We start from the raw sequence: 21,021 nt of genomic DNA on the forward strand, positions 1-21,021 counted from the left end.
TCTCCTTTTTTGCAATTGCAAGAACTTTATGGCGAGACCACCCCTGCCCGAATCAGAACGACGTACGGAAGTCCTCCAGCTCCGGCTGACAAAGGGGGAGCGAAAGGACTTGGACGAGGGCGCAGAAGCGTCAGGGGAGCAGGTGTCGGAATTCATCCGAACGGCCGCTCTGGAGAAGGCCAAGCGTGTTAAGAAGAAGGCCGGGGAGCCCAATCAGGGCTGAGGAGGTGATCGATGCGCGCGATAGCTATGGCTGCGGCCATGGCTTGGCTGCTGACTGGCTGCGGCCCAAGCCTGAAGGATCAGGTTGAACACGCCCAACACACGGCCGAGGAAGCGCTGAGTATTGCGCAAAGTACGGCATCAGCCTTAGATGATGGCACTGCGTCGGGGAACACGTTGGCGTCTGAGGTCGAAGAAGCCAAGCAGGCGGCGGACGCAGCACTCGCTGCCGCGGAAGCGACATCGGCCCACGCGGAGGCACTTGAGGCCAGAATTGACGTGATCTGCTCTAGAGCGCCGGCTGCGTGCTACTGAACTTGCTCGCTAACTTAGCCATGGTAGTGCCCATGAAGGTAGCTATTCTCTCCGCCGCCCTAGCCGTGAGCTGGTCCGCGCAGGCGGCTGACGTCGCTTCTTGTTCGGATCCAGTTGGGCAAGGGTACTTCCCAGAGATCGGCCTTATAGGAAAGAAGGATGCCGGCTGGTCAGAAGAGAGAATCACTGGCGGCATCACGAAGCTCGTTAAGACCGGAGAGAGTGACCTTGACATCCTGTTTGTGGACGCGCGTAAGGATATCGTTTCTGCTCGCGACGACGGCGGGCGCGTTTCACTCCTGACCAAGGGAGAGAATGCCTTTTCCGTCATTGTCGTTTACCCAGGCACGACCGCAGAGGTTTACACGTTCCTAAAGAACAGCTCAGGGCATCTCGAGTATCTTCACACCCTCAGCAGATCTGGAGACGGAGTGCTGATCACGAAAGCCTCCGTGATGCGCGGGGACTGCAGCTACATCCGCGATCGTCACCGTGATCGCAAGACTCGCGATATACGCGCCCAGGCGAAGGTGGAGACGGCTTTGTCCCGGAAGCGCATCAAGGCCAGCCCTGCACGCGCGGACGGCGCTGTACGCGCGCTGCGGGCCGTCGTGAACTATCTGAGGGCTGAGCGGGGCCTAGATCTCCCTGACGTAGCCAAGCGCATCACAGCGACGAAGGGGTGGGGGAATGTCGCCCGTCGAAAGCGGGCCCTCATCGGCGACACCCTCCCTGAGTTTGTGGCTGCGGTCCGCTCGCTGCCCGAGGATCTTCCGCCTGACCTGAGTGGGACGCAGCGCGACCTGACCTTGTTCCTGCTGTGCACCGCCCTTCGGTGGACGGCCGGCGCGGGACTCGAATGGTCAGAGATCGACTTCAAGGCCAAGACGATCACCATTCCCAAGGAGCGCATGAAGGGCAAGGTGGCGCACTCGCTCCCGTTGGGGCCGCAGATGCTGGCAATGCTTAAGCAGCGGCAGAAGGACGGGCGATCGGACCGTTACGTGTTCCCGGGGCTGGGGCGCGATGAGAAGGGGAGGATCAACTTCGACGCGCTGTAGCGACCGGAGCCGCCGACAAGGATTGATATGGCGAACAGCTTCATCTACGAGCTCACAATGGCCCTCGTTCCAGGCGCATTAGCGGGCTACTACTTCGGCCTGCTCATGGCGAAGCAGGCAAAGTTCAACGCCCTAAAGCACGAAGCACTCAGATGCGTCAGGGTCATTGACTACATGGGTGACGAGCGAAGGACGGACTTTCAACACACCGAGCGAGTCAAGGAACTGCACTTGATCGCCTCAGAACTCTTTCACCTTAAGCATCGTGGTGCAGGAGAAAAACTGTTGATCATCGTCCGACAGGTGACCGACTTGATTGCGTCATCCAGGGAAGTTCCTGTCGAAACGACAGCCTCCAACTTCGCCCGGTGGCAGAAAGAACTACGAGCGCTACGCCCGGGATGGCGCTTCATCCTGCCTTGGGGACAGATCTAAATCTGCCAACAGCCCCGAGGCGTCTGGGCATCCACCATGTTGCGTGCCGTGCTAGTTCGCCGCGCCGAGACTTGATAACTCGCGACACGATACTTTCGCAGTGCCAGAGGAATTGCACTACGGCAGAAAGTAATCGATTCGCCGTTTCGTCTGACAAACCCGCCGAGGGCGTCGATCGAGGTGGCGCCTCCGGCGGGACCCTGCCATTACCCCACGGCGCAATGCTGCTCGTGCTCATGTCGAAAAGTTGTGAGCGGTGCTTCCAGCTTAGTCGGCACGAGCAGTAACGGTTATTGTCGGTAGATCAGCTCGCCGAGCCACGCCGGAGCGGAATGATCTTCCTGCCCTGTCCGCCGAGAATCCTTTCCTCTAGACGCTCCATCGGGCTCCGTAGGCGCTCCACGTCGTCCGTGAGGTAGCCAGCCGTCACGTCAGCAAGCTGGCTGTGCGCCGCAATGGCCTTGAGCGCATACGCAGACACGTCCATCGCTTCCAGCAGCGAAAGCGCGGTGCGCCGCAGGTCATGCGGTGACCAGGTGATGCGTGCACCCTCGGCGTCCTTGATTTTGTCTAGGAAGCGCTTCGAAAGCCTGTTGATAGGCTGATAGACGAAGCGAAGCGACGGCGGCGGCGGCAACACAGCAACAGCGGCGCACAACGACAAGGGGCAGCCAGGCGAAGACTCCGTTGGACGGGACCACTGGCCGTCCGCCCACCCACACGCGACCACCCCAAACCAGAGTTGCGCTCCGGATGTAGGAATTTTCTTACCCCGAGTAGCGCAATCGCCCGATGGCATCACGGCAGGTTCAGGCGCGATTCTGGCGTCCGCCCCGGCAGCCCGGTCAATGCGCAAGCATGGATGCTGCTCAGCAATGGAATCAGGCCGTCACCGTGAGCGGGTGAGCTTGCTGGGCCGGGGCGCTTCTTCTTTCTTGCGGGACATTGGCAGGGCTTCAGGGGAACCAGGGTGGGAACGACTTACGCCAGCGGTTCCTCGCGGGATTCGCGCGCCGTGCGCGATTCCGATGCCCTCCCCTCCGCCAGCCCCGATGCGTCCCGACTCGTCCGCCGCCGCACGGCGCGCCGGGCGGCGTTGCGCTATCTCATCGTCTGGAGCACGGTCGCGGCGCTCGCCCTGATCGCGCAGGTCATCGCGCCGGCCGCGGCGACCTGACCGCCCGCGAGATTCGCTTCGACCTGCTCCCTCTTCAGGCCCCGCCACGCTGGCGGAGCCCACCGTGCGCCGTAGTATGCTCGCCCTCCCATCACGACGGAGCGGCGGCATGAAGGCGATGCACTGGACACGTTGGACCGCATTGGCACTGGCCGCGTTGTTGCTGGCCGGCTGTTCCAGCGGGCCGGTCCGGCGCGTCTCCGAACCGTCCGCGCGCATCCAGCAGCTCACCGTCCGCGCCGATGGCAGCTGGTCGGCGGAACTTCGCATCGAAAACTTCAGCAGCATCCCAATGCGCTTCGAGAACGTCGACCTGGCGGTCAAGGTGGCCGATGCCGAAACCGGCCGCCTTCGCGCGCAGCCCGCGCTGTCGATCGGCCCGGAATCGGCCGACGTCATCACCGTCAACATGACGCCCGACGCCGCCGGCAAGTTCGCCGCGGCCGATGCGCTGTCGTCCGGTCGCAGCCTGTCCTACTCGCTGAGCGGGCGCATCGACGCGACGCCGGACGAAGGCAAGCAGCGCAGTTTCGACCTCGACCGCAGCGGCGTACTCAGCCCCGCGCCGGGCCTGCCCGGCGTGCTGCGCTGATCGCCCTCCCGTCTTTCCACCGACCGCCCTCCACGACCGCCGCAGCGCGCGTCCCGCACGGAATTCCACATGAGCAGTTACAAAGCACCCCTTGGTGACATGCGCTTCGCGCTGTTCGACGTCCTCGGCGCGGAAGCGCAGTTCCAGCGGCTGGGATTCACCGATGCCACGCGCGACGTGCTCGACGCCGTGCTCGATGAGGCCGCGCGTTTCACCGAAACCGTGCTCGCGCCGCTCAATCCGGTGGGCGACCGCGAAGGCTGCAAACTCGACACGGCGACCGGCGCCGTCACCACGCCAGCGGGCTTCAAGCAGGCGTACGCGCAGTTCGTCGACGGCGGCTGGGCGGGGCTGACCTCGCCGGTCGATTTCGGCGGACAGGGCCTGCCGCAGTTGGTCGGCGTGCCGCTGAAGGAAATGATCGACGCGGCGAATCTCGCGTGGGGCAACTTCCCGCTGCTCTCGCACGGCGCCATCGAAGCGCTGCTGCACCACGGCGAGAGCTGGCAGCAGGAAGCGTTCCTCAAGCCGCTGGTCGAAGGCCGCTGGACCGGCACGATGTGCCTGACCGAACCGCATTGCGGCAGCGACCTGGGCCTGCTGAAGACGCGCGCGGAACCCAACGGCGACGGCAGCTATTCGATCACCGGCACGAAGATCTTCATCACCGCCGGCGAGCACGATTTCACCGACAACATCGTGCACCTGGTGCTGGCGCGGCTTCCCGACGCACCGGCCGGCAGCAAGGGCATTTCGCTGTTCGTGGTGCCGCGCGAGCGCGTGGCGCAGGACGGGTCGATCGGCGAACGCAACGCGGTGCGCTGCGGCAGCCTGGAACACAAGATGGGCATCCACGGTTCGGCCACGTGCGTGATGAATTTCGACGGCGCGCAGGGCTATCTGGTCGGCGCGCCGCACAAGGGTCTCATGGCGATGTTCACCATGATGAACTCCGCGCGGCTGGGCGTCGGGTTGCAGGGGCTTGGGCTGTCGGAACGTGCGCTGCAGAACGCGCTGCGTTACTCGCGCGAACGCCTGCAGATGCGCGCGCTGTCGGGCGTGAAGTTCCCGGACAAGCCGGCCGATCCGATCATCGTGCATCCCGACGTGCGCCGCATGCTGCTGACGTGCAAGGCGCTGATCGAAGGCGGTCGCCTGATGGGTTACGACGCCGCAATGCAGGGCGACATCGCGGCGAATTCGAATGATGCCGCCGAACGCGAACTGGCCGATGCGCAGGCGGGTTTCCTCACGCCGATCGTGAAGGCGTGCCTGACCGAATGGGGCGTGGAGTGCACGTACAACGCGCTGCAATGCTTCGGCGGCCACGGCTATATCGCCGAGCATGGAATGGAGCAGCTCGCGCGCGATGCCCGCATCACCACGCTGTACGAAGGCACGACCGGCATCCAGGCGCTGGACCTGCTGGGCCGCAAGATCATGGCGATGCAGGGCGTGGGACTGAAGGCGTTCCTCGCGCGCGTGCAGCGGTTCTGCGAGGAGAACGCGGGTAACGAGGCCCTGGCCGAATTCGTCGGCCCGCTGCGCGAGACCGCGTCGCGCTGGCAGCTGCTGACCCAGCAGATCGGCCAGCGCGCGGCCGGCAATGCCGACGAGATCGGCGCGGCATCGTACGACTACCTGATGTACTCCGGCTACGCGGTGCTCGCCTACTGGTGGGCGCGCGCGGTGGCGGCGGCCGATGCGTCGTCGCATCCGGCGTCGTTCAAGGACGACAAGCGTGCGACCGCGCGCTTCTACTTCGCGCGCATCCTGCCGCGCACCCTCACCCACGCGGCGGCGATCGACAGCGGCGTTGCGGGGTTGCCGGAGCTCGCCGTCGAGGCCGGCTGAGTGCGACGGCCCGCGGCGGGACACCCCCGCGGGCCGCAAGTACACAAAATGTAAACAATGGCGTATAAGCTGGTGTCCCGATGGAGACCGATAGAGCGAACCTGCGCCTGGTCCGAACCGGAACCGATCTGGATCCGGCGTCGCCTCCCTTCGTGCCACGCGGCGCGATAGACCGACTCAATTCGGTCCGATTACTGTCACTGGACGCGCATGGTCGCGTCCTCGACTGGATGAGCTGGCAGGACGCCACCTGCCTCTACGTGCGCGGTGCGGTCGCCTGGACGCTGGGCGATCCCTGCCTGCAGGTGCATGGCGGCATCAGCCGCTTCACCGGCGAGCGGAGCGTGATCGAACTGCATCCCATCGTCGCCGCGCGCAGCCATGCGCGCACGCACGCGCTCGATCCCACGCCCGCCCTGACCAACGCCGCGCTGTTCGCGCGCGACGGTTACCTGTGCATGTACTGCGGCCACGACTTCAGCCGCCCGCACCTCACGCGCGATCACGTCGTGCCGGTGTCCAAGGGCGGTCGCGACCTCTGGGAGAACGTGGTCGCGGCCTGCTTCCACTGCAACTCGCGCAAGGGCAACCGCACGCCGCAGCAGGCGGGCATGCCGCTGCTGGCCGTGCCGTACCGGCCAAGCTGGGTCGAGCACCTGATCCTGTCCAACCGCAACATCCTCGCCGACCAGATGGCGTTCCTGCGCAGCCACCTGCCGAAGAACGCGCGCATGCAGGCGTGAGCCGCCATCGCGTGACGCGGTTCGCGATTTGATCGGATCGCACTTCTCGCCCCGGGCCATCTGACCTAAAAGGTTCAGATGCGACGCTCCGCGCGCGTTGACGACCGTAAGGGCGTCCGTAACACTCGCCAACCATTGCAAATTCACGACGGATTCACGATGCGCCTGACCCTCGGTCTGACCGGCATGGACCCGACCACGGAGTCCGCCCTGCAGGCGGCGATCCAGGCGGCCAACAGCCGCATGGGGAACGCCTGGAGCCTGGTGCCCGATACCGAGGCCGAGTACGTCATCGTCGACATGGACAGCATGTACGGCCCGATGAGCTGGTTGCGCCTGCACGCCGCCGGCAAGAGCGTGGTGGCGCTGACCGCCGCGCAGCGCACACAGGCCGATTTCCGCCTGGGCCAGCCGTTCGACGCGAACAGCGTGGGCAACCTGCTGCGCGATATCGCGTCGCAGGCGGGCATCACCTTCGATGCGCCGGCCGCGCCGGAACCGAAGCCCGCGCCGGCACCTGCCGCGCCCGCGCCGGTCGCACCTGCACCCGCGCCGGTCGCTGCCGAGCCCGCATCCGCGCCGGAACCCGCACCCGTGGCTCCCGTCGTCGAGGCGGCGCCTGTCGTCGAAAAGCCCGCCATCGAAACGCCCGTGGCCGCCGAGCCGGTCGCCGCCGCCGCACCTGCGTCGTCGATCGTCGAAGGCTCGCTGCTCGACTGGATCGCCAACGACCGCCTCAAGGGCCGCGTGCGCCTGCGCGGCGCCGACGACGGCCTGCTGCTCGATCTCGACCAGCGCGTCTATCACGGCCCGGCCGCGCTCAAGCCGCTGGCGCGGCATTTCGAAGGCCGGCTGGACTCGGCCGAATTCGTGCCCGTCGACGCGGCCACCTGGGCCAGCGAAAGCGCGCGCCTGGGCGCCGCGATGCCCCTGTCGCGACTGGTGTGGTTCGGCAACCTGCTGGCCGGCAAGGGCGCGCTGGCGTCCGAACACGACCCGTCGCGCCGCTACCTGATGGTCAAATGGCCGCAAACCGAGCGCGAATATCCGAAGCACTTCCGCATCGCGACGGTGATGATGAAGGGCCCGGCGCTGGTGTCGGAGATCGCCGAAGCCAGCGGCGTCACCCAGGCCGAAGTGGCGGACTTCATCAACGCCAACCTCGCCACCGGTTTCGCCGAGGTCGAGCGCGAGCCCGAGCCGGTCGATCCCGGCAAGACCGGCAGCGGCCTGTTCGGCCGCCTGCGCGGACGCTGATCGCCGCCACTGGCGTGGCGGACGGGCCGCATCTGAACAGGGCGTCGTGATACGGCCCGGTTCGATCCTTGCCCACCCCGGACGACGGCGGGACAATGGCGAACTTGCCGTCTGACACCGTCGTGATGATCGACCCGCAACGTTATCCGCGCCTGTCCCGCATCGAGGTTCCCGCCGACCTGCGCCAGTTCCCCGAAGAGGAACTGCCCGCGATCGCCGACGAGCTGCGCGCCTACCTGATCGAACAGGTCGCCCTCGTCGGTGGCCACTTCGGTGCGGGCCTGGGCGTGATCGAACTCACCGTCGCGCTGCACTGGCTGTATGAAACGCCGGTGGATCGTCTGGTGTGGGACGTCGGCCACCAGACCTACCCGCACAAGATCCTCACCGGCCGCCGCGACATCATCCACACGGTGAAGCAGGCCGGCGGCGTCGCGCCGTTCCCGAAGCGCGAGGAAAGCGAGTACGACACCTTCGGCGTGGGCCATTCGTCCACGTCGATCTCGGCGGCATTGGGCATGGCGATCGCGCTGCAGCAGCAGGGCGACGACCGCAAGGTCGTGGCGGTGATCGGCGATGGCGCGATGACCGCGGGCATGGCGTTCGAGGCGCTGAACCACGGCGGCGGCATGGACCCGGAGCCGAACCTGCTGGTGATCCTCAACGACAATCAGATGTCGATTTCCGAGAACGTCGGCGGCCTCACGCAGATGCTCGGACGCCTGACCGGCAGCCGCACGCTCAACGCGATCCGCGAAGGCGGCAAGCGCCTGCTCGGCGACAAGAACAAGCCGGCGGCGAAGTTCGTCAAGCGCTGGGAAGAACACTGGAAGGGCATGTTCGTGCCGTCCACGCTGTTCGAGGAAATGGGCTTCCACTACACCGGCCCGATCGACGGCCACGACCTGCCCGCCCTGCTCTCCGCGCTGAAGACGCTCAAGGGCCTGAAGGGTCCGCAGCTGCTGCACATCATCACGACCAAGGGCAAGGGCTACGAGCTCGCCGAGGGCGACCAGATCGGCTACCACGCCGTCGGTCCGTTCGATCCCGAGAAGGGCCTGATCAGCAAGCCCGGCGCGAAGAAGCCGACGTACACCGACGTCTTCGGCGACTGGCTGTGCGACATGGCCGCCGCCGAGCCGCGCCTGCAGGGCATCACGCCGGCGATGCGCGAAGGTTCGGGCCTGGTGCGCTTCAGCCGCGAATATCCGCAGCGCTATTTCGACGTCGCCATCGCCGAGCAGCACGCGGTGACGCTCGCCGCCGGCATGGCGTGCGAAGGCGCCAAGCCCGTGGTCGCCATCTATTCCACGTTCCTGCAGCGCGGCTACGACCAGCTCGTGCATGACGTGGCGATCCAGAACCTCGACGTGCTGTTCGCGATCGATCGCGGCGGCGTGGTCGGCCCGGACGGTGCGACGCACGCGGGCAACCTCGACCTGAGTTACCTGCGCTGCGTGCCGAACATGGTGGTGATGGCGCCGGCCGACGAGAACGAGTGCCGGCAGATGCTGAGCACCGGGTATCACCACGAAGGCCCGGCGGCCGTACGTTATCCGCGCGGTACCGGTCCGGGCGTGGCCGTGCAGCCGACGCTCGACACGCTGCCGATCGGCCGCGCCGAAGTGCGCCGCAGCGGTTCGAAGATCGTGCTGCTGGCGTTCGGTTCGGTCACCGCCGCCGCCGAAGCGGTGGGCGCGGAGCTGGGCCTGACGGTGGTCAACATGCGCTTCGTGAAGCCGCTGGATCGTGCGCTGATCCTTGAGCTGGCGCATGCGCATGCGGGCTTCGCGACGATCGAGGACAACGTCGTCGCGGGTGGCGCGGGCTCTGGCGTCGCGGAACTGTTGAACGCCGAAGGCATCGCGCTGCCGATGCTGCACCTGGGCCTGCCGGACGAGTTCCAGCACCACGCGAGCCGCGAGCAGTTGCTGGCCGAATCCGGGCTGGATGTCGCCGGCATCCGCGCGGCGGTGCTGCGGCGCTGGCCGGATCTGGGACGGGCGAATGTGGCGGTGAGCGCGGCGGGTTGACGTCTCGCACGACGCCTGCTTCATCCTCGTCCCGCGACGCCCGGAAAAACCACATCACCGTCATCCCGGCGAAGGACGGGATGACGGGTCATGGGCGCTACGGAACCGGCACCGGCTCCTCCACGACATACCCCTTCGCCTTCAACCGCGCGAGAAACCCATCCGCCCGCGTCAGCTCGCGCATCGGCAACACCGCGAACGTCGTCGCGTTCTTCGCCAGCGCCGCCTCCGCCGCACCGAGCCACCGCGCGGCGACCTGTTCCTCGATGTCGCCCGTGCGCTTGCGCAGTACGCCCGACTGCGCGGCGGCGCGCAGGCACGCCTCGTTCTGATCCGTGTACGGGAGTGCCTTGAGCGCTTCCAGGTCGCCCACGGCCCACGCGTTGGCGCGATCGCGCATCGTGCCCAGGTCGGATTCCAGCCGCTGCAGCGTCTTGGCGAAGCAATCCAGATCCGCCAGTCGCGAGCTGCGGAACTCGTTCAGCGCGACCTTCGGATCCTCGATCATCACCGTCACCATCGGGTCCGTGCGCGGCACCTTGTGGCGCTTGGCGAGCTTCTCCACGACCGGCCACACCACCCCGCCCTGTCGCAGGCCGACGTCCTCGATGGCTTCCTGGTACAGCTCCATCGCCGCGAGGATCGGCCGGTAACTCTCCACGCCCTGGTCGCGGCCGATGTATTTCTCCTTCAGCACGCGCCAGCGCGCGTACATGTCCGGCGGCACCACCTGCTGCAGTGTCTGGCCGTCCGGGTTCTTGCGCGCGCCGAAGGCTTTGGGCGCGAGCGCCAGGGTTCCGAAGAAACCCAGGTCGGTGTCGATGCGCAAGCCCGGCGGCTCGATCACCTCCTGCGACTGCGCGATGACCTGCTCGACCTCGCGCGATTCCCAGTCCATGCGGCGCGGCAACGGCGACACGGTGCCGAGCACCCACAGCGTGTGCCCGCCCCTGTGCACTTTCCACAGCCCGGGCCCGGGCTGGACGCCGCTGACCACCAGCGGTTCGAGGTCGCGGATCGGCGGCTCGACCGGCGGCGCACCCTGCGCGTGGGCCGCGCCCGCGGCGGCGAACAGGAGTGCGGACAGCAGCATGGCGGTTCGATGGAGCATTCGGCATTCCCTTGGCTGGCGATGCGCGGACATTCCTGCCCCGCGCGGATCGGGATGGACCGCCTCCGCGATCACGAGTTCCCGTTCATGCCGGCGACCACGCGCCAGCCTCACGCAGGGCCTGCGCGACCGCACTTGCCGGATCGAGCAACGCGAAGCCGTCCCAGACGAATCCCGGCGCGACCGTGCACGCGACCAGCGTATACGCAGACAGCGGGCGCGCGGCCTGCCAGCGCCCCGCGCGCACGACGTGCATCGCCGGGCCGCCTCGCGCGGCGCTGTCCAGCCGGATGGTGCGAAGCACGCCATCGTCGGCGTCGAATTCCTGCAACTCCAGCGGCCCGCCGTCCTGCCAGTGCCAGGTCTCGTCGGCGTCGACCCGGTGCCAGCGGCTCGCCTCGCCCTCCGCCAGCAGGAACTGGATGGCCGTCAGCGCCGGGCGCCGATACCCGCCATGTTCGACCGGCAGCGCCGATTCGTACACGCGGCGGTAATGGCCGCCCTCGGGATGCGGGACCAGTTGCAGGTCGGCGATGAGACGGCGCGCGGTCGGTCCGGAGGTGTCCATGGCCCCATCGTAGCCGCGCTGGCCGCCGCGCGTTCCAAGTCGAAAAACCTGCGGAACCAGGCGATCCGGCAAGCCAGACCCGCGCATGCCGCAACCGTCCCTCGCGCCGCACGCGATCCTGTCTGAGGGTCCGGCGCGCTCGCGGCGAACGCGTCGGCCACTTCACCACCTCCTCACCGTGCATCGCGGAGATTGCGCACCTCATCCGCATGAGGGGCAGGAGATGGAGAAGTCGGCAGAACGAAACGCGTTGTGGCAGGACCACGTGGCCGTGGGATTCGACGTCGTCAGCAACGACGGCATCCTGCAGGGCTATGCCTGCAACGCGCCGTTCGTGATCGGAGCTTTCGCCGACGAGCCGGCTCGGGAAAGCGCCGTCGCAGGGAGAGAGGCGCTGGCGCTTTCCTGAGCGGCATGTTCCGGGGCGGCGTGCAGCTGGCCGCTCCCGCAGGCGGTGCTATCCTCCGGCGCGTCCCGCGTTGTAAGGATGAGCCCGGATGCCCGCCAAGACGACCTCCAGGAAAGCGAGTTCCGTCGTGAAGAAGGCCGCCAGCAAGGCGGCCGCGAAAACCACCGCGAAGAAGGCGGTCAGCAGCACGTCCCCGCGCAAGGCGGCGGCTACGAAGCAGGACGGGCCGAAACTGCTTTCCGGTGGCAATCCGCAGATACCCAAGGGCCATGGCGATGAGCCCGTGCAGGCCTACATCGCGGCCATGCCGGGCTGGAAGCGCGATGCGTGGCGCCGCCTCGACGCGCTGATCGAGAAGACCGTCCCCGACGTGCGCAAGGCGGTGAAGTGGAACTCGCCGCTCTACGGCGCACCTGGCGATGAAGGCTGGTTCCTCGGCGTGCACTGCTTCACGCGCTACATCAAGGTGTCCTTCTTCCGCGGCGCGTCGCTCAAGCCTGTGCCGCCGGGCGAATCGAAGATGGCGCACGTGCGCTACCTCGACATCCACGAGGACGACGCCGTGGACGAGGTGCAGTTCGCGACGTGGATCCGCCAGGCCAGCAAGCTGCCCGGCGAAAAAATGTAGCGGCTGGCGCGATCGCCGACCAATCCGACGAGACCATCTTATGAAGAAGCAGAACGGCAACGGCAGCACGGACGCGCACGCGGACGCCTCGCGCCTCATCGATGCGCGCATCGAAGAACTCGGCGACTGGCGCGGCAAGACGCTCGCGCGCGTGCGCAAGATCATCCGGCAGGCCGACCCGGACGTGATCGAGGAATGGAAATGGCGCGGCGTGCCGGTGTGGTCGCACGATGGCATCCTCTGCACCGGCGAAACCTACAAGCAGCACGTCAAGCTGACCTTCGCGAAAGGCGCGTCGCTGGACGATCCGGCCGGCCTGTTCAATTCGAGCCTGGACGGCAATACGCGACGCGCGATCGACCTGCACGAAGGCGACGAGATCGACGAGGACGCACTGAAGACGCTGATCCGCGCCGCGGTCGCGTTGAACGCGACGAAGAAGACACGCAGGAAGAGCGTGGCCGCAGCGAAGTAACCACCCAGAAGAAAAACGCCGCGGGTGTTCCGCGGCGTTCCCGGAAAACATGTGCGCCCTCGCCCCGGCGACGGCGCACATCACGGCTTACATCGCATACTGGTTGGTCGTGACGCGGATGTTCGTCGTCGTGCTGGACTTCTGCACGTGCGGATCGTTGCCCTTCGGCATCGGGCCGGGAAGGATCCCCGTCATCGTCACCAGCGGCTTGTCCACGGTGTTGAGGCCGAAGATCTTCGTGTAGTTGTTGCGGAACACGTTGCCGCTGGCCTGGTAGTCGTTGGTGGTCGAGCTGAACATCAGGCCGCACAGGTTGTTGTGCAGGAAGCGGTTCTGCGCGATGTAGCCGGAGACCGCACCGACGGTCAGCAGGCCGTAGCCGCCGTTGTATTCCATCGTGCACGACTTGACCGTCACGCCCTTGACGCGCTTGTACACCAGGATGCCATTGCCCTTGTTGTTGCGGATCAGGCAGTTCTGGATGTGCACGGTTTCGGTCGTGCGCAGGTCGTTGATGTCCGGCTCGATGTCGATGCCGCACTCCGGCGCGATGCCGTTGGAGTTGCTGAATTCGCTGTCGTACACCTTCACGGTGCGCGAGCAGCCGATCGTCAGCGCCTGGCGGCGGTTGTTGGTCGAGACAATGTTCGCGACGACCACGTCCACCGACGGAATCGTCGGCGCATTGGTCTGCATCGCGCCGCCGATCGACATTCCGTCGCCCCAGCAGTTGGAGATGTGGATGTCGCGCACGGTCACGCGGTTGGCGCCGCGCACCATGATGCCGTGGCCCCATTCGCCGGTCGTGCCCAGGTGCGTGTCGCGATCGCCGATGATGCGACCGCCGGAGATCTCGACGTCGCTCACCATGTAGACCATGAGCACGTAGGCGCGCTCGGCGGCGTTGCTCTTGGCCTTCAGGATCGCATTGGGATCCATCTGCAGGCGCATCTTGCTGCGCAGGCGCACGTTGACGGTCGGATCGATGATGTAGGTGCCGGCCGGCACCGTCACCGTGCCGCCGGTCGACGGCAGCGCGTTGATCGCCTTCTGGAACGCGGCAGTGTCGTCATGCACGCCGTCGCCATAGGCGCCATGGTTCTTCACGCTTACCACCGCGGTGCCGCGCGCGCGCACCGGCGGCGCGTAGGTGTTGGCGGTGGTGGCACCGGCCGCGAACACCTTGCCGATACCGGCAAAGCCGAGCACCGGCGGGACCGACAGGATGAGGGACTTCTGGATGAATTCGCGGCGCGGCATACCGGCCGCGCGGGTCGCACGGTTATCGTTCACGTTCGTTTCCGGAGTAAAAATCAGCGAGAGCTGGGCAGGCACGGAGACGAAGCGAAGAACATGTGTGCTCACACCGTCTTCGCCTGGTCATCACGTCACGATGATGTTCGTGACTGGTGCGCACCTTAGCTCACGCCACGCTGACGGAGATGAACATGCGTGCGTGACTTTGCGTATTTGTGGTTTAGCTCAAGAAATATCGGGCGAATCGGTCAGACGCGTTGCCTCTTCACGTTTCTGACTGCGCCTGCGAGCGATTCTTCCGTTCCCGGGATTGGAGTCGCTTGGCTCTTCACATGCATGACGGGGTCGCTCACGCATCGCGGGCTACGCTTGCGATCGGTTTCCGGAGATCCCTCATGAGCGACGACCCGAACACCCGCGGCGAGCCCGACCGTTCGCGCATCAACGTCAACCAGGAACACGAACTGCGCTATTGGACGCAGGCGCTCGACGTCACCGAAGAGGAGCTGCGCGAGGCCGTGCGTGCGGTCGGCGCGTCGGTCTCGGAGGTACGCGAATACCTCCGCAGCCGTTGAGGGCGCTGTCGCACAAGCGGACTCTTCAGGGCGGAGCCCGCCTTCAGCGCGCGCATTCCCCGGAAGCGCCCGGCGTGGAGATCGCGGAAAGGATGTCCTCGAAGCGGTAGGGCTTCTGCAGGACGGGAACATGCGCGGGCGCCCCGCTGCTTTGCGCGTCGTATCCCGTCGCCAATACCACCGGAAAACCCGGCCTGATCCGCTGCATCGCGCACGCGAGTTCAACGCCGCCCATGCCGCCGGGCAGTTCGACGTCGATCACCGCGCAGTCGAAGTTTTCCTGCTGGAACAACTGCAGCGCGGCTTGCGCGTCGGGCACCGCGCGCACGTCGAGTCCGGCCGCACTCAACGCCTGCACGGCGGTCTGCGCCAGCAGGTAACTGTCCTCGACGAAGAGCATGGAACACGAGCGGCGCATCGGCGTCTCCCAGTCATGTAGCCCCCTGCGGACCGATGCTAACCCGCCGTTGTCGGAAAAGCGTCGAAGCGGCGTGTAGCGCCAGTCACCCCACCGAACCGAACTCGAGCACCACGTGTGAACGCATGCGCCGTGCGTGGCTGGCTTCACGTGGAAGCCGCGTTTGTTCATATAGGGTCATAGCGAACTGTACAGGGAGCAGTCCGAATGAATCTGGCCATCCAATGCCTGCCGCCAGGCTGGCGACTCGAAGCATTGCCGCCTTCGCGCGAACGTCGGGAATGCTGTCTTCGACTTACGACCCCACACGGACAGGAGATCACCTTTACCCACAAGCCATTCCAGTTCGCCTGCGACATCACGCGCGAGTTCGAGGCCGACCTTCGCGCTTTGCAATCGCCTTGCGAACAGGCCGATCCATCGCTTCGCATCGCACGACCGGAACAGATCGGGAAGGACGGCTTCCCTTCACTGCAGCGGATCGCCGGCTGCGAGTGAGAACACACGAAGCCGTTTCCGTCCACGCCAACATCGAAGGGAGCCCACCATGACACAGCCCTTGCATACGTTGCCGCCCGACTGGAGGCTGGAAGTGCACGGCCCCGCATGCGGATGGCCGAACTGCACCATCATCATCACCAGCCCGCACGGACTGCAGATCCGCTTCGTCCACAGCCCCGACGAAAGCGCCTGCAAACTCACCGAACAACTGCAGGAAGCGATGGGGTATCGACAGGACGTTTCCACCTGGCAGTAACAAGGGGAATGCACTCTCGCGGCACCGACGACCGGGGCGACTGACGCTTCAATGCAGCCAGCCGCCCCGCACGTTCCTGGGGATGGCAGACGATGTTCCGGACGCGCCGTGGGCCATGCCGGCGGCGCGCAGGAAGCGTGTGCAGTTGGATGGTAATGTCACGCCTTCGTCCTCACGCAAGGCAGCCTGCCTCTCGATCGCGATCGACGCGGCGGGTACGAAAGGAGTCGCGCATGGAAGTCTCAACGAGGGATCTCGTGGCGTTCGCTCACGTGGCCGATGTGGAACGGACCATCCGGTTCTATTCCGACCTGGGCTTCCACGTTGCGAACAGCGTCGTGCAGGAAGGCAGCACGGTTCCCGTATGGGCGTGGCTTGAAAGCGGGAAGGCGAACCTGATGGTGGGCGCGGCATCCGCGCCCGTGGAGGCGAGCCAGCAGGCGGTGCTCTTCTATCTGTACTACGGCGACATCAGGCAGGTGCATGCAACGCTGCTGGCTCTCGGCCACGAGCCGGGCGAAATCAGGCATCCGTTCTACATGCCCGGCGGCGAGTTCCGGCTGTGCGACCCGGACGGTTATGTCCTGATGTTGGCTCAGGCGCAGATCCGGCGAGCACGGGGCATCGCAATGAACCGGCAGTAGCTCCGCTACGTTAGCCGGCGAATGCGTACTGCCCGCGGTCGCGTCGATCGTCGTCCTAGGGCATCGCCCGTGCGCAGCGTGTGCTCGAGCAGCCGTTTCCTGAGGGGCGGGGAACAAGCGCGATGTCATGTGGATGGCGCCTCAGGAGCTCCATCCGGCGGGTACGGGGGTGACACGGCCGCGCGCGTCGCGTCGGCCGAGGGAGTGCTAATGTCCGCTTCCGAACCATGGCGGACATACGCATGTTTGGTGACGCATGAGCAATGACCCCACCGCCAAGGTGCTATTCCGCATCCCTGAAGATGATGGATCCGCGTCAGTCGAGACGCTGTGGGCAGTTCCACTCGGCAACGATCTGTACAAGTTGGACAACTCGCCGTTCTGCGCCTACGGAGTCTCCTGGCAAGACACGGTATACGCCCCCTTCGATCCCCAGGAAGGAATGCCCACCTTCCAGTCTGTCGTGGAGAGGTCTGGTAATCGAACCGTTCGCGTTATCCTCGTCCCCTCCGCATCAGCCGGTAGCGGGACGGAGGGCGTGCTACAGGGCTTGATCAATCTCGGTTGCAGCGACGAAGGGATGGCGCCGGGTTGACCCAGTAGTTCCTCAGCAGTCTCCTGCGCATGCTCGCTGAGGAAATAGAGCGCCGCGAACAAACCCTCGGTGATCGACACATCCAAGGGTAGCTGCTTCAGGGGTGGCTCTTGGCTGCTCTCGAGCTGCCCCCGGAACGCGTCGCTGTTGGCCAGTACGCGTGCCAGCGCATGCACGCCCATCAGCATCCCGGTCAGCGCTGCCAGCGTGTGATCGCGCGGCTCAATGCCCTCGTAGGTCCAGAACTTTCGTCCCAGCGGGGAGACGTGCCGGCGCTGTGCTTCGATTGTGTCCATCCATCAACTCCTGTACAGGTGAAGTCGACACATTCATGCCTTCAGTCGCGCGAAGCATTCAAGTCGCCGATGAGCTCTAATCCCGCACCAGTTCCATGCACACTAGAGAACGACACGCGCGCGAGTTGAAGTGTTGACACGGGGCTGTTCGGCCGCCTGTCCTCGGCAAGACCGGTTCGTGTCCCTGTAACTCGTTCGATCCTGACCGACCTGACTTCAGATATCTCCGCCATGAGGACGAACGCGGCGTTGATGATGAAGGGCCTTGACAAGTTCATGGCCAGCGCAGCGACCGTCAGCGCGATGGCGCTGAGCGGCCTACCCCCGACTGATACGCACAGAATCACCAATGCCGACACAAGAATCGAGAGCGTAACAAGCAACACTCTGCGCGCTCCGAACCTGTCGGCGGCAGCCCCTGCGAGTCCCTGCAATAGGAATGAGGCCAGGAACTCGCTGACATACACAAACGTAAAGGCCCACAGGTCGCCCGTGAGCTTGTACAAGAGCATGCCAAGCGTCAGCGTGAACAGGCCTCGGGCGACATTCACGGCGAGTTCGGCGATTGCTATCTGGTACATCGACAAGACCTTGCTGATTAGCTTTCGCCAGAGGCGGGACGTGGCGGCGACGCGCCATCTCCAAGCACGTCGGCTGCGTGCGCGACTCTCGCGCCCCTTCCGCGCACCCCCAGTTCAGCCACGCCAAACATGAAGCCCGCCGGGACCTGCTCAGCACTCGGACATCAACTGGAGACGCAGCAAGGCGCTGCCCGCCTTCGCAATCTCGATAGCCGTATCCGGATCATCTGAAAGCGCGATCACTTTTGCGATCCGATCGAACGAGTTTTGCACGGGCCCGACCTTCTCGCCGCGATCCTTCAGAATGCTGACGTCGTAAACGCCATCCAGAACCTCGGCTGCGCGCACATTGGTCACGTCATACAAGCGTCCCTCGACCCCCTCGTCGGGGAACAAAAACCAGATCGCTGCGGATTTCGCTTGCGAATCACTGGCAATCACAGAATCTAGAACAGGCTCGCCAACTGATTGCCTAGCCGTGATTGAAGTGAGGTTCACGCCCGTGCTCAACCTCACCAGTTCCCAGATGTAATCACCGCCGCCCCTCGTATGGGTTTCGATGAACCTAGGCCCATCCTTGGTGAGGATGATCTCCGTGTGGGTCGGGCCGTCTGTAATGCCGAGAGCCTCGATCACATCAATGACGTAATTCTTGACTTGCTCCTCATCCTCGACACTCAGGCGGGCCGGAATCACGTGCCCGATTTCCACTCGCGAGCTTTGATGGACATACTTCCGGGTAATAGCAAGGATGCGATGCACACCGCCTTCAGAGAAGCCCTCGACGCTGAACTCAGGGCCTTCATGGAACCGCTCCAGCATTGCTGGGTAGCCGCCCTTGGATCTCCTATAATAGTCAGCGGCCAGCGCAACCTCCGCGACGTTCATGATGATGGAGACGCCCGAGCTCGCGGTCGCATCATGCGGCTTCATCACCAGCGGAAAGCCAAGCTGCTCAGCCTTTGTAAGGAGCTGCTGTTCGGTGTCGACTAACATGAATTCGGTCGAGTCTAGTCCTGCCGCTCTCAGGACTGCGCGCGCCCTGTCCTTGTCCATAATGTTGCGCAGAGTCTCTAAGCTCAACTTCATATCGATCGCGAGAACTTCTGCAACGTTTATCGCGATCTCTTGATAGCCATCATGGAAACAGCAGATTGCGTCAAACGGCCTTTCTGCGTGCAGCAGCTTCGCGAGCCTGACGTAGTCCTCAACACCTTCTTCATCGGCGAACAGGTGAACGTTCTCGTAGGGGAACTCCAAGTCTGCTTTAGCCATGTAGCTATTGAATGCGTACGCGCTCTTCCTCGTGAAGAGCACGATTCGCTGACTGATGTCCCTCAAACCTTCGTGGCACTGCCTTGCACCGCCCAACAGCAAAACATTCATAAACCGTCTTCCATCGCAGATTGATTAGCTTAGTGATATCGAGGTCGTGGGCTCATACAACTGGGTGGCCCAGCGACTCACCAGGGGATCCAGATAACTGATGCCCTTGTCCCTGACCAAGTCGATCAAACGCGCTTGCTGATCCGCGATGACGGGGTGGTCAGGGATGCTGCTCAGAATGTTGTTGACTACTTTGAGAGCAGAAGCACTAGCGGCAATCTTCACCGAGCACCGGCTGCGTGGCGGCCGTGACCGCGCCCTGCGTGGCACCGGACACGGCGCGTCCAAGCACGCCCGCAGCGCGGGTGGCAGGCAGCACGGCACCGGCGACGCGTGTGCCCAGCGCCTGCAACGCCCGCGTCGGTGCCAGGTACGGCAGCACACTGCCGACCACGCCACCCACATCGCCGCCGAAGCTGCCCTGCGTGCGCTGCTGGTAATCGAGTTCGCGCTGACGCAGCGCGGCATCGTCGGCGGCCACGGTGTCGTTGACGTACTGACGCAGGCGTTGCGGCAGGGTCTGCGGCTCTGCAGCCCTTCCGGTCACCAGGCCGGACAGGCTCGGCGCCGGCTCGTTCACCAGCGCATTCACGCCGGCCTGCACGCCGTGACCGACCAACTGCGCCACGGGACCGCGAACGGCGAAGTCCCCGCGCACGGAGATAACAGCGGAGGAGAGAGCGCATTAAGAGGAGAAATCGGCATCAGGCCGAAAGCGCGAAGTCCCATCGACTCGCGCAACACCTTGCGAACAAAGTGGAAACTGCACTCCCGCATGCAGCGGGAGAAAAATTCGATTCCGCAAGATGGTCGGGACGGCCGGATTCGAACCGACGACCCTCTGCCCCCCAGGCAGATGCGCTACCAGGCTGCGCTACGCCCCGACGTGTTGCTTGTGCCGCCCTTGCGAGCGGGCGGCAAGTATAACGGTTGAACCCTCGCCGCGGCCACCGCGGCGTTTCCTCGCGGCGATTCAGCGTCGCAGCAGCTGCAGGACTTCTTCCAGCTCCATCCGCACCTGGCGGATGATCTGCGAGCTCAGCGCGGACTCGTCCTTCGCCGTCTCGCCTTCCAGGCGCAGACGCGCGCCGCCGATGGTGTAGCCCTGCTCGTACAGCAGGCCGCGGATCTGGCGCACCATCAGCACCTCGTGGCGCTGGTAGTACCGTCGGTTGCCACGACGTTTGACCGGGTTGAGCATCGGGAACTCGGTTTCCCAATAGCGCAGCACGTGCGGCTTCACGTCGCACAGCTCGCTGACCTCACCGATGGTGAAGTAGCGCTTGGCCGGGATCGGCGGGAGTTCGCGATTGCTGCCGGGGTCAAGCATGCTCAGCTCCGGAATAGGCTTCCACGCGTTCCTTCAGTTTCTGGCCGGGGCGGAAGGTCACCACGGTGCGGGCGGAGATCGGGATCTCCTCGCCGGTCTTCGGGTTGCGGCCCGGACGCTGGTTCTTGCGGCGCAGGTCGAAGTTGCCGAACCCGGAAAGCTTCACCTGGCGACCGTGCTCCAGCGCCTCGCGCAGCGCGTCGAAGAACGCGTCCACGAATTCCTTCGCCTCCCGCTTGTTCAGCCCGACTTCGTCGAACAGGCGTTCGGCCATCTCGGCCTTGGTCAATGCCATCGTCGCT

The 21,021-nt window shown here is 65.1% G+C and carries 27 protein-coding genes and 1 tRNA gene; 17 read left to right on the top strand and 11 right to left on the bottom strand.

Annotated elements, in window-relative coordinates; translation table 11 throughout:
* Positions 1 to 28: 28 nt before the first annotated feature.
* The 3 genes from I4U41_RS18685 (at position 29) to I4U41_RS11780 (ending at position 2,033) form a co-directional block, all read left to right on the top strand.
* Entirely contained in the window at positions 29 to 223 is a 195-nt protein-coding gene (locus I4U41_RS18685; protein ID WP_425492552.1) for a plasmid mobilization protein, read from the top strand.
* Positions 224 to 569: 346 nt separating this feature from the next.
* Entirely contained in the window at positions 570 to 1,598 is a 1,029-nt protein-coding gene (locus tag I4U41_RS11775; protein WP_206861295.1) for a tyrosine-type recombinase/integrase, read from the top strand.
* 27 nt (positions 1,599 to 1,625) lie between these two features.
* On the top strand, positions 1,626 to 2,033 hold the full coding sequence (locus I4U41_RS11780; protein ID WP_206861296.1) for a hypothetical protein: 408 nt from the start codon (positions 1,626 to 1,628) through the stop codon (positions 2,031 to 2,033).
* Between the two features lie 304 nt (positions 2,034 to 2,337).
* Here I4U41_RS11780 and I4U41_RS11785 read toward each other — a convergent pair whose 3' ends face one another.
* A complete protein-coding gene (locus tag I4U41_RS11785) occupies positions 2,338 to 2,697 on the bottom strand; it encodes a site-specific integrase (protein WP_206861297.1) in 360 nt (119 codons plus the stop codon).
* Between the two features lie 351 nt (positions 2,698 to 3,048).
* Here I4U41_RS11785 and I4U41_RS11790 point away from each other — a divergent pair, with 351 nt between their 5' ends.
* From I4U41_RS11790 to dxs, 6 genes are all read left to right on the top strand, one after another.
* Positions 3,049 to 3,210 (top strand): hypothetical protein, encoded by a 162-nt coding sequence (locus tag I4U41_RS11790; RefSeq protein ID WP_206861298.1) that lies wholly within the window; start codon positions 3,049 to 3,051, stop codon positions 3,208 to 3,210.
* A gap of 118 nt (positions 3,211 to 3,328) precedes the next feature.
* Positions 3,329 to 3,802: an LEA type 2 family protein gene (locus I4U41_RS11795; RefSeq protein ID WP_206861641.1), complete on the top strand. Its 474-nt coding sequence runs from the start codon at positions 3,329 to 3,331 to the stop codon at positions 3,800 to 3,802.
* A gap of 69 nt (positions 3,803 to 3,871) precedes the next feature.
* Positions 3,872 to 5,656, top strand: coding sequence for an acyl-CoA dehydrogenase C-terminal domain-containing protein (locus I4U41_RS11800; RefSeq protein WP_206861299.1), 1,785 nt, complete (start codon positions 3,872 to 3,874; stop codon positions 5,654 to 5,656).
* An 80-nt stretch (positions 5,657 to 5,736) separates the two neighbouring features.
* Positions 5,737 to 6,399: an HNH endonuclease gene (locus tag I4U41_RS11805; protein ID WP_206861300.1), complete on the top strand. Its 663-nt coding sequence runs from the start codon at positions 5,737 to 5,739 to the stop codon at positions 6,397 to 6,399.
* A 159-nt stretch (positions 6,400 to 6,558) separates the two neighbouring features.
* A complete protein-coding gene (locus tag I4U41_RS11810) occupies positions 6,559 to 7,656 on the top strand; it encodes a helix-turn-helix domain-containing protein (protein WP_206861301.1) in 1,098 nt (365 codons plus the stop codon).
* Positions 7,657 to 7,781: 125 nt separating this feature from the next.
* Positions 7,782 to 9,689 (top strand): 1-deoxy-D-xylulose-5-phosphate synthase, encoded by a 1,908-nt coding sequence (gene dxs / locus I4U41_RS11815; RefSeq protein ID WP_206861642.1) that lies wholly within the window; start codon positions 7,782 to 7,784, stop codon positions 9,687 to 9,689.
* 97 nt (positions 9,690 to 9,786) lie between these two features.
* Here the strand turns inward: dxs and I4U41_RS11820 are convergent, their stop codons facing one another.
* Both I4U41_RS11820 and I4U41_RS11825 read right to left on the bottom strand, forming a co-directional pair.
* On the bottom strand, positions 9,787 to 10,800 hold the full coding sequence (locus tag I4U41_RS11820; RefSeq protein WP_242525128.1) for a TraB/GumN family protein: 1,014 nt from the start codon (positions 10,798 to 10,800) through the stop codon (positions 9,787 to 9,789).
* A gap of 85 nt (positions 10,801 to 10,885) precedes the next feature.
* Positions 10,886 to 11,368 (bottom strand): cupin domain-containing protein, encoded by a 483-nt coding sequence (locus I4U41_RS11825; RefSeq protein WP_206861302.1) that lies wholly within the window; start codon positions 11,366 to 11,368, stop codon positions 10,886 to 10,888.
* Positions 11,369 to 11,591: 223 nt separating this feature from the next.
* On the opposite strand from I4U41_RS11825, the gene I4U41_RS11830 reads away from it, so the two are divergent.
* The 3 genes from I4U41_RS11830 (at position 11,592) to I4U41_RS11840 (ending at position 12,880) form a co-directional block, all read left to right on the top strand.
* Positions 11,592 to 11,777 (top strand): hypothetical protein, encoded by a 186-nt coding sequence (locus I4U41_RS11830; protein WP_206861303.1) that lies wholly within the window; start codon positions 11,592 to 11,594, stop codon positions 11,775 to 11,777.
* An 88-nt stretch (positions 11,778 to 11,865) separates the two neighbouring features.
* Positions 11,866 to 12,405, top strand: coding sequence for a DUF1801 domain-containing protein (locus I4U41_RS18385; protein WP_242525129.1), 540 nt, complete (start codon positions 11,866 to 11,868; stop codon positions 12,403 to 12,405).
* Positions 12,406 to 12,445: 40 nt separating this feature from the next.
* On the top strand, positions 12,446 to 12,880 hold the full coding sequence (locus I4U41_RS11840; RefSeq protein WP_206861304.1) for a DUF1801 domain-containing protein: 435 nt from the start codon (positions 12,446 to 12,448) through the stop codon (positions 12,878 to 12,880).
* Positions 12,881 to 12,967: 87 nt separating this feature from the next.
* On the opposite strand, the gene I4U41_RS11845 is transcribed toward I4U41_RS11840, so the two are convergent.
* Positions 12,968 to 14,173, bottom strand: a complete 1,206-nt coding sequence (locus I4U41_RS11845) for a right-handed parallel beta-helix repeat-containing protein (RefSeq protein ID WP_206861305.1) — start codon at positions 14,171 to 14,173, stop codon at positions 12,968 to 12,970.
* Positions 14,174 to 14,532: 359 nt separating this feature from the next.
* Between I4U41_RS11845 and I4U41_RS11850 the strand changes: the two genes are divergently transcribed.
* Positions 14,533 to 14,712, top strand: a complete 180-nt coding sequence (locus I4U41_RS11850; protein WP_206861306.1) for a DUF3606 domain-containing protein — start codon at positions 14,533 to 14,535, stop codon at positions 14,710 to 14,712.
* A 43-nt stretch (positions 14,713 to 14,755) separates the two neighbouring features.
* On the opposite strand, the gene I4U41_RS11855 is transcribed toward I4U41_RS11850, so the two are convergent.
* Positions 14,756 to 15,301, bottom strand: a complete 546-nt coding sequence (locus I4U41_RS11855; RefSeq protein WP_206861307.1) for a response regulator — start codon at positions 15,299 to 15,301, stop codon at positions 14,756 to 14,758.
* Between the two features lie 36 nt (positions 15,302 to 15,337).
* Between I4U41_RS11855 and I4U41_RS11860 the strand changes: the two genes are divergently transcribed.
* The 4 genes from I4U41_RS11860 to I4U41_RS11875 all read left to right on the top strand — a co-directional run bounded on the left by I4U41_RS11860 (position 15,338) and on the right by I4U41_RS11875 (position 17,126).
* Positions 15,338 to 15,628, top strand: coding sequence for a hypothetical protein (locus I4U41_RS11860; protein WP_206861308.1), 291 nt, complete (start codon positions 15,338 to 15,340; stop codon positions 15,626 to 15,628).
* Between the two features lie 49 nt (positions 15,629 to 15,677).
* Positions 15,678 to 15,887: a hypothetical protein gene (locus I4U41_RS11865; RefSeq protein ID WP_206861309.1), complete on the top strand. Its 210-nt coding sequence runs from the start codon at positions 15,678 to 15,680 to the stop codon at positions 15,885 to 15,887.
* A 233-nt stretch (positions 15,888 to 16,120) separates the two neighbouring features.
* A complete protein-coding gene (locus I4U41_RS11870) occupies positions 16,121 to 16,531 on the top strand; it encodes a VOC family protein (protein ID WP_206861310.1) in 411 nt (136 codons plus the stop codon).
* Positions 16,532 to 16,787: 256 nt separating this feature from the next.
* On the top strand, positions 16,788 to 17,126 hold the full coding sequence (locus tag I4U41_RS11875; protein WP_206861311.1) for a DUF4265 domain-containing protein: 339 nt from the start codon (positions 16,788 to 16,790) through the stop codon (positions 17,124 to 17,126).
* Positions 17,127 to 17,463: 337 nt separating this feature from the next.
* On the opposite strand, the gene I4U41_RS11880 is transcribed toward I4U41_RS11875, so the two are convergent.
* The 6 genes from I4U41_RS11880 to ihfA all read right to left on the bottom strand — a co-directional run bounded on the left by I4U41_RS11880 (position 17,464) and on the right by ihfA (position 21,014).
* Positions 17,464 to 18,003 carry an MFS transporter gene (locus I4U41_RS11880; RefSeq protein ID WP_206861312.1) on the bottom strand — a complete coding sequence of 180 codons (540 nt, stop codon included), beginning with the start codon at positions 18,001 to 18,003 and terminating at the stop codon, positions 17,464 to 17,466.
* A 150-nt stretch (positions 18,004 to 18,153) separates the two neighbouring features.
* A complete protein-coding gene (locus I4U41_RS11885; RefSeq protein WP_206861313.1) occupies positions 18,154 to 19,389 on the bottom strand; it encodes an ATP-grasp domain-containing protein in 1,236 nt (411 codons plus the stop codon).
* Between the two features lie 208 nt (positions 19,390 to 19,597).
* A complete protein-coding gene (locus I4U41_RS11890; RefSeq protein ID WP_206861314.1) occupies positions 19,598 to 20,017 on the bottom strand; it encodes a hypothetical protein in 420 nt (139 codons plus the stop codon).
* Positions 20,018 to 20,196: 179 nt separating this feature from the next.
* Positions 20,197 to 20,273 (bottom strand) — tRNA-Pro (locus I4U41_RS11895).
* Between the two features lie 89 nt (positions 20,274 to 20,362).
* Complete coding sequence (locus I4U41_RS11900; protein WP_115842430.1) at positions 20,363 to 20,719, bottom strand: MerR family transcriptional regulator; 357 nt, start codon at positions 20,717 to 20,719, stop codon at positions 20,363 to 20,365.
* Positions 20,712 to 21,014, bottom strand: a complete 303-nt coding sequence (gene ihfA / locus I4U41_RS11905; RefSeq protein ID WP_115842431.1) for an integration host factor subunit alpha — start codon at positions 21,012 to 21,014, stop codon at positions 20,712 to 20,714. The genes I4U41_RS11900 and ihfA overlap by 8 nt, the downstream gene beginning before the upstream one ends.
* Positions 21,015 to 21,021 lie beyond the last annotated feature (7 nt).

The organism is Lysobacter changpingensis, from assembly GCF_017308985.1.
Lineage (GTDB): Bacteria > Pseudomonadota > Gammaproteobacteria > Xanthomonadales > Xanthomonadaceae > Lysobacter_J > Lysobacter_J changpingensis.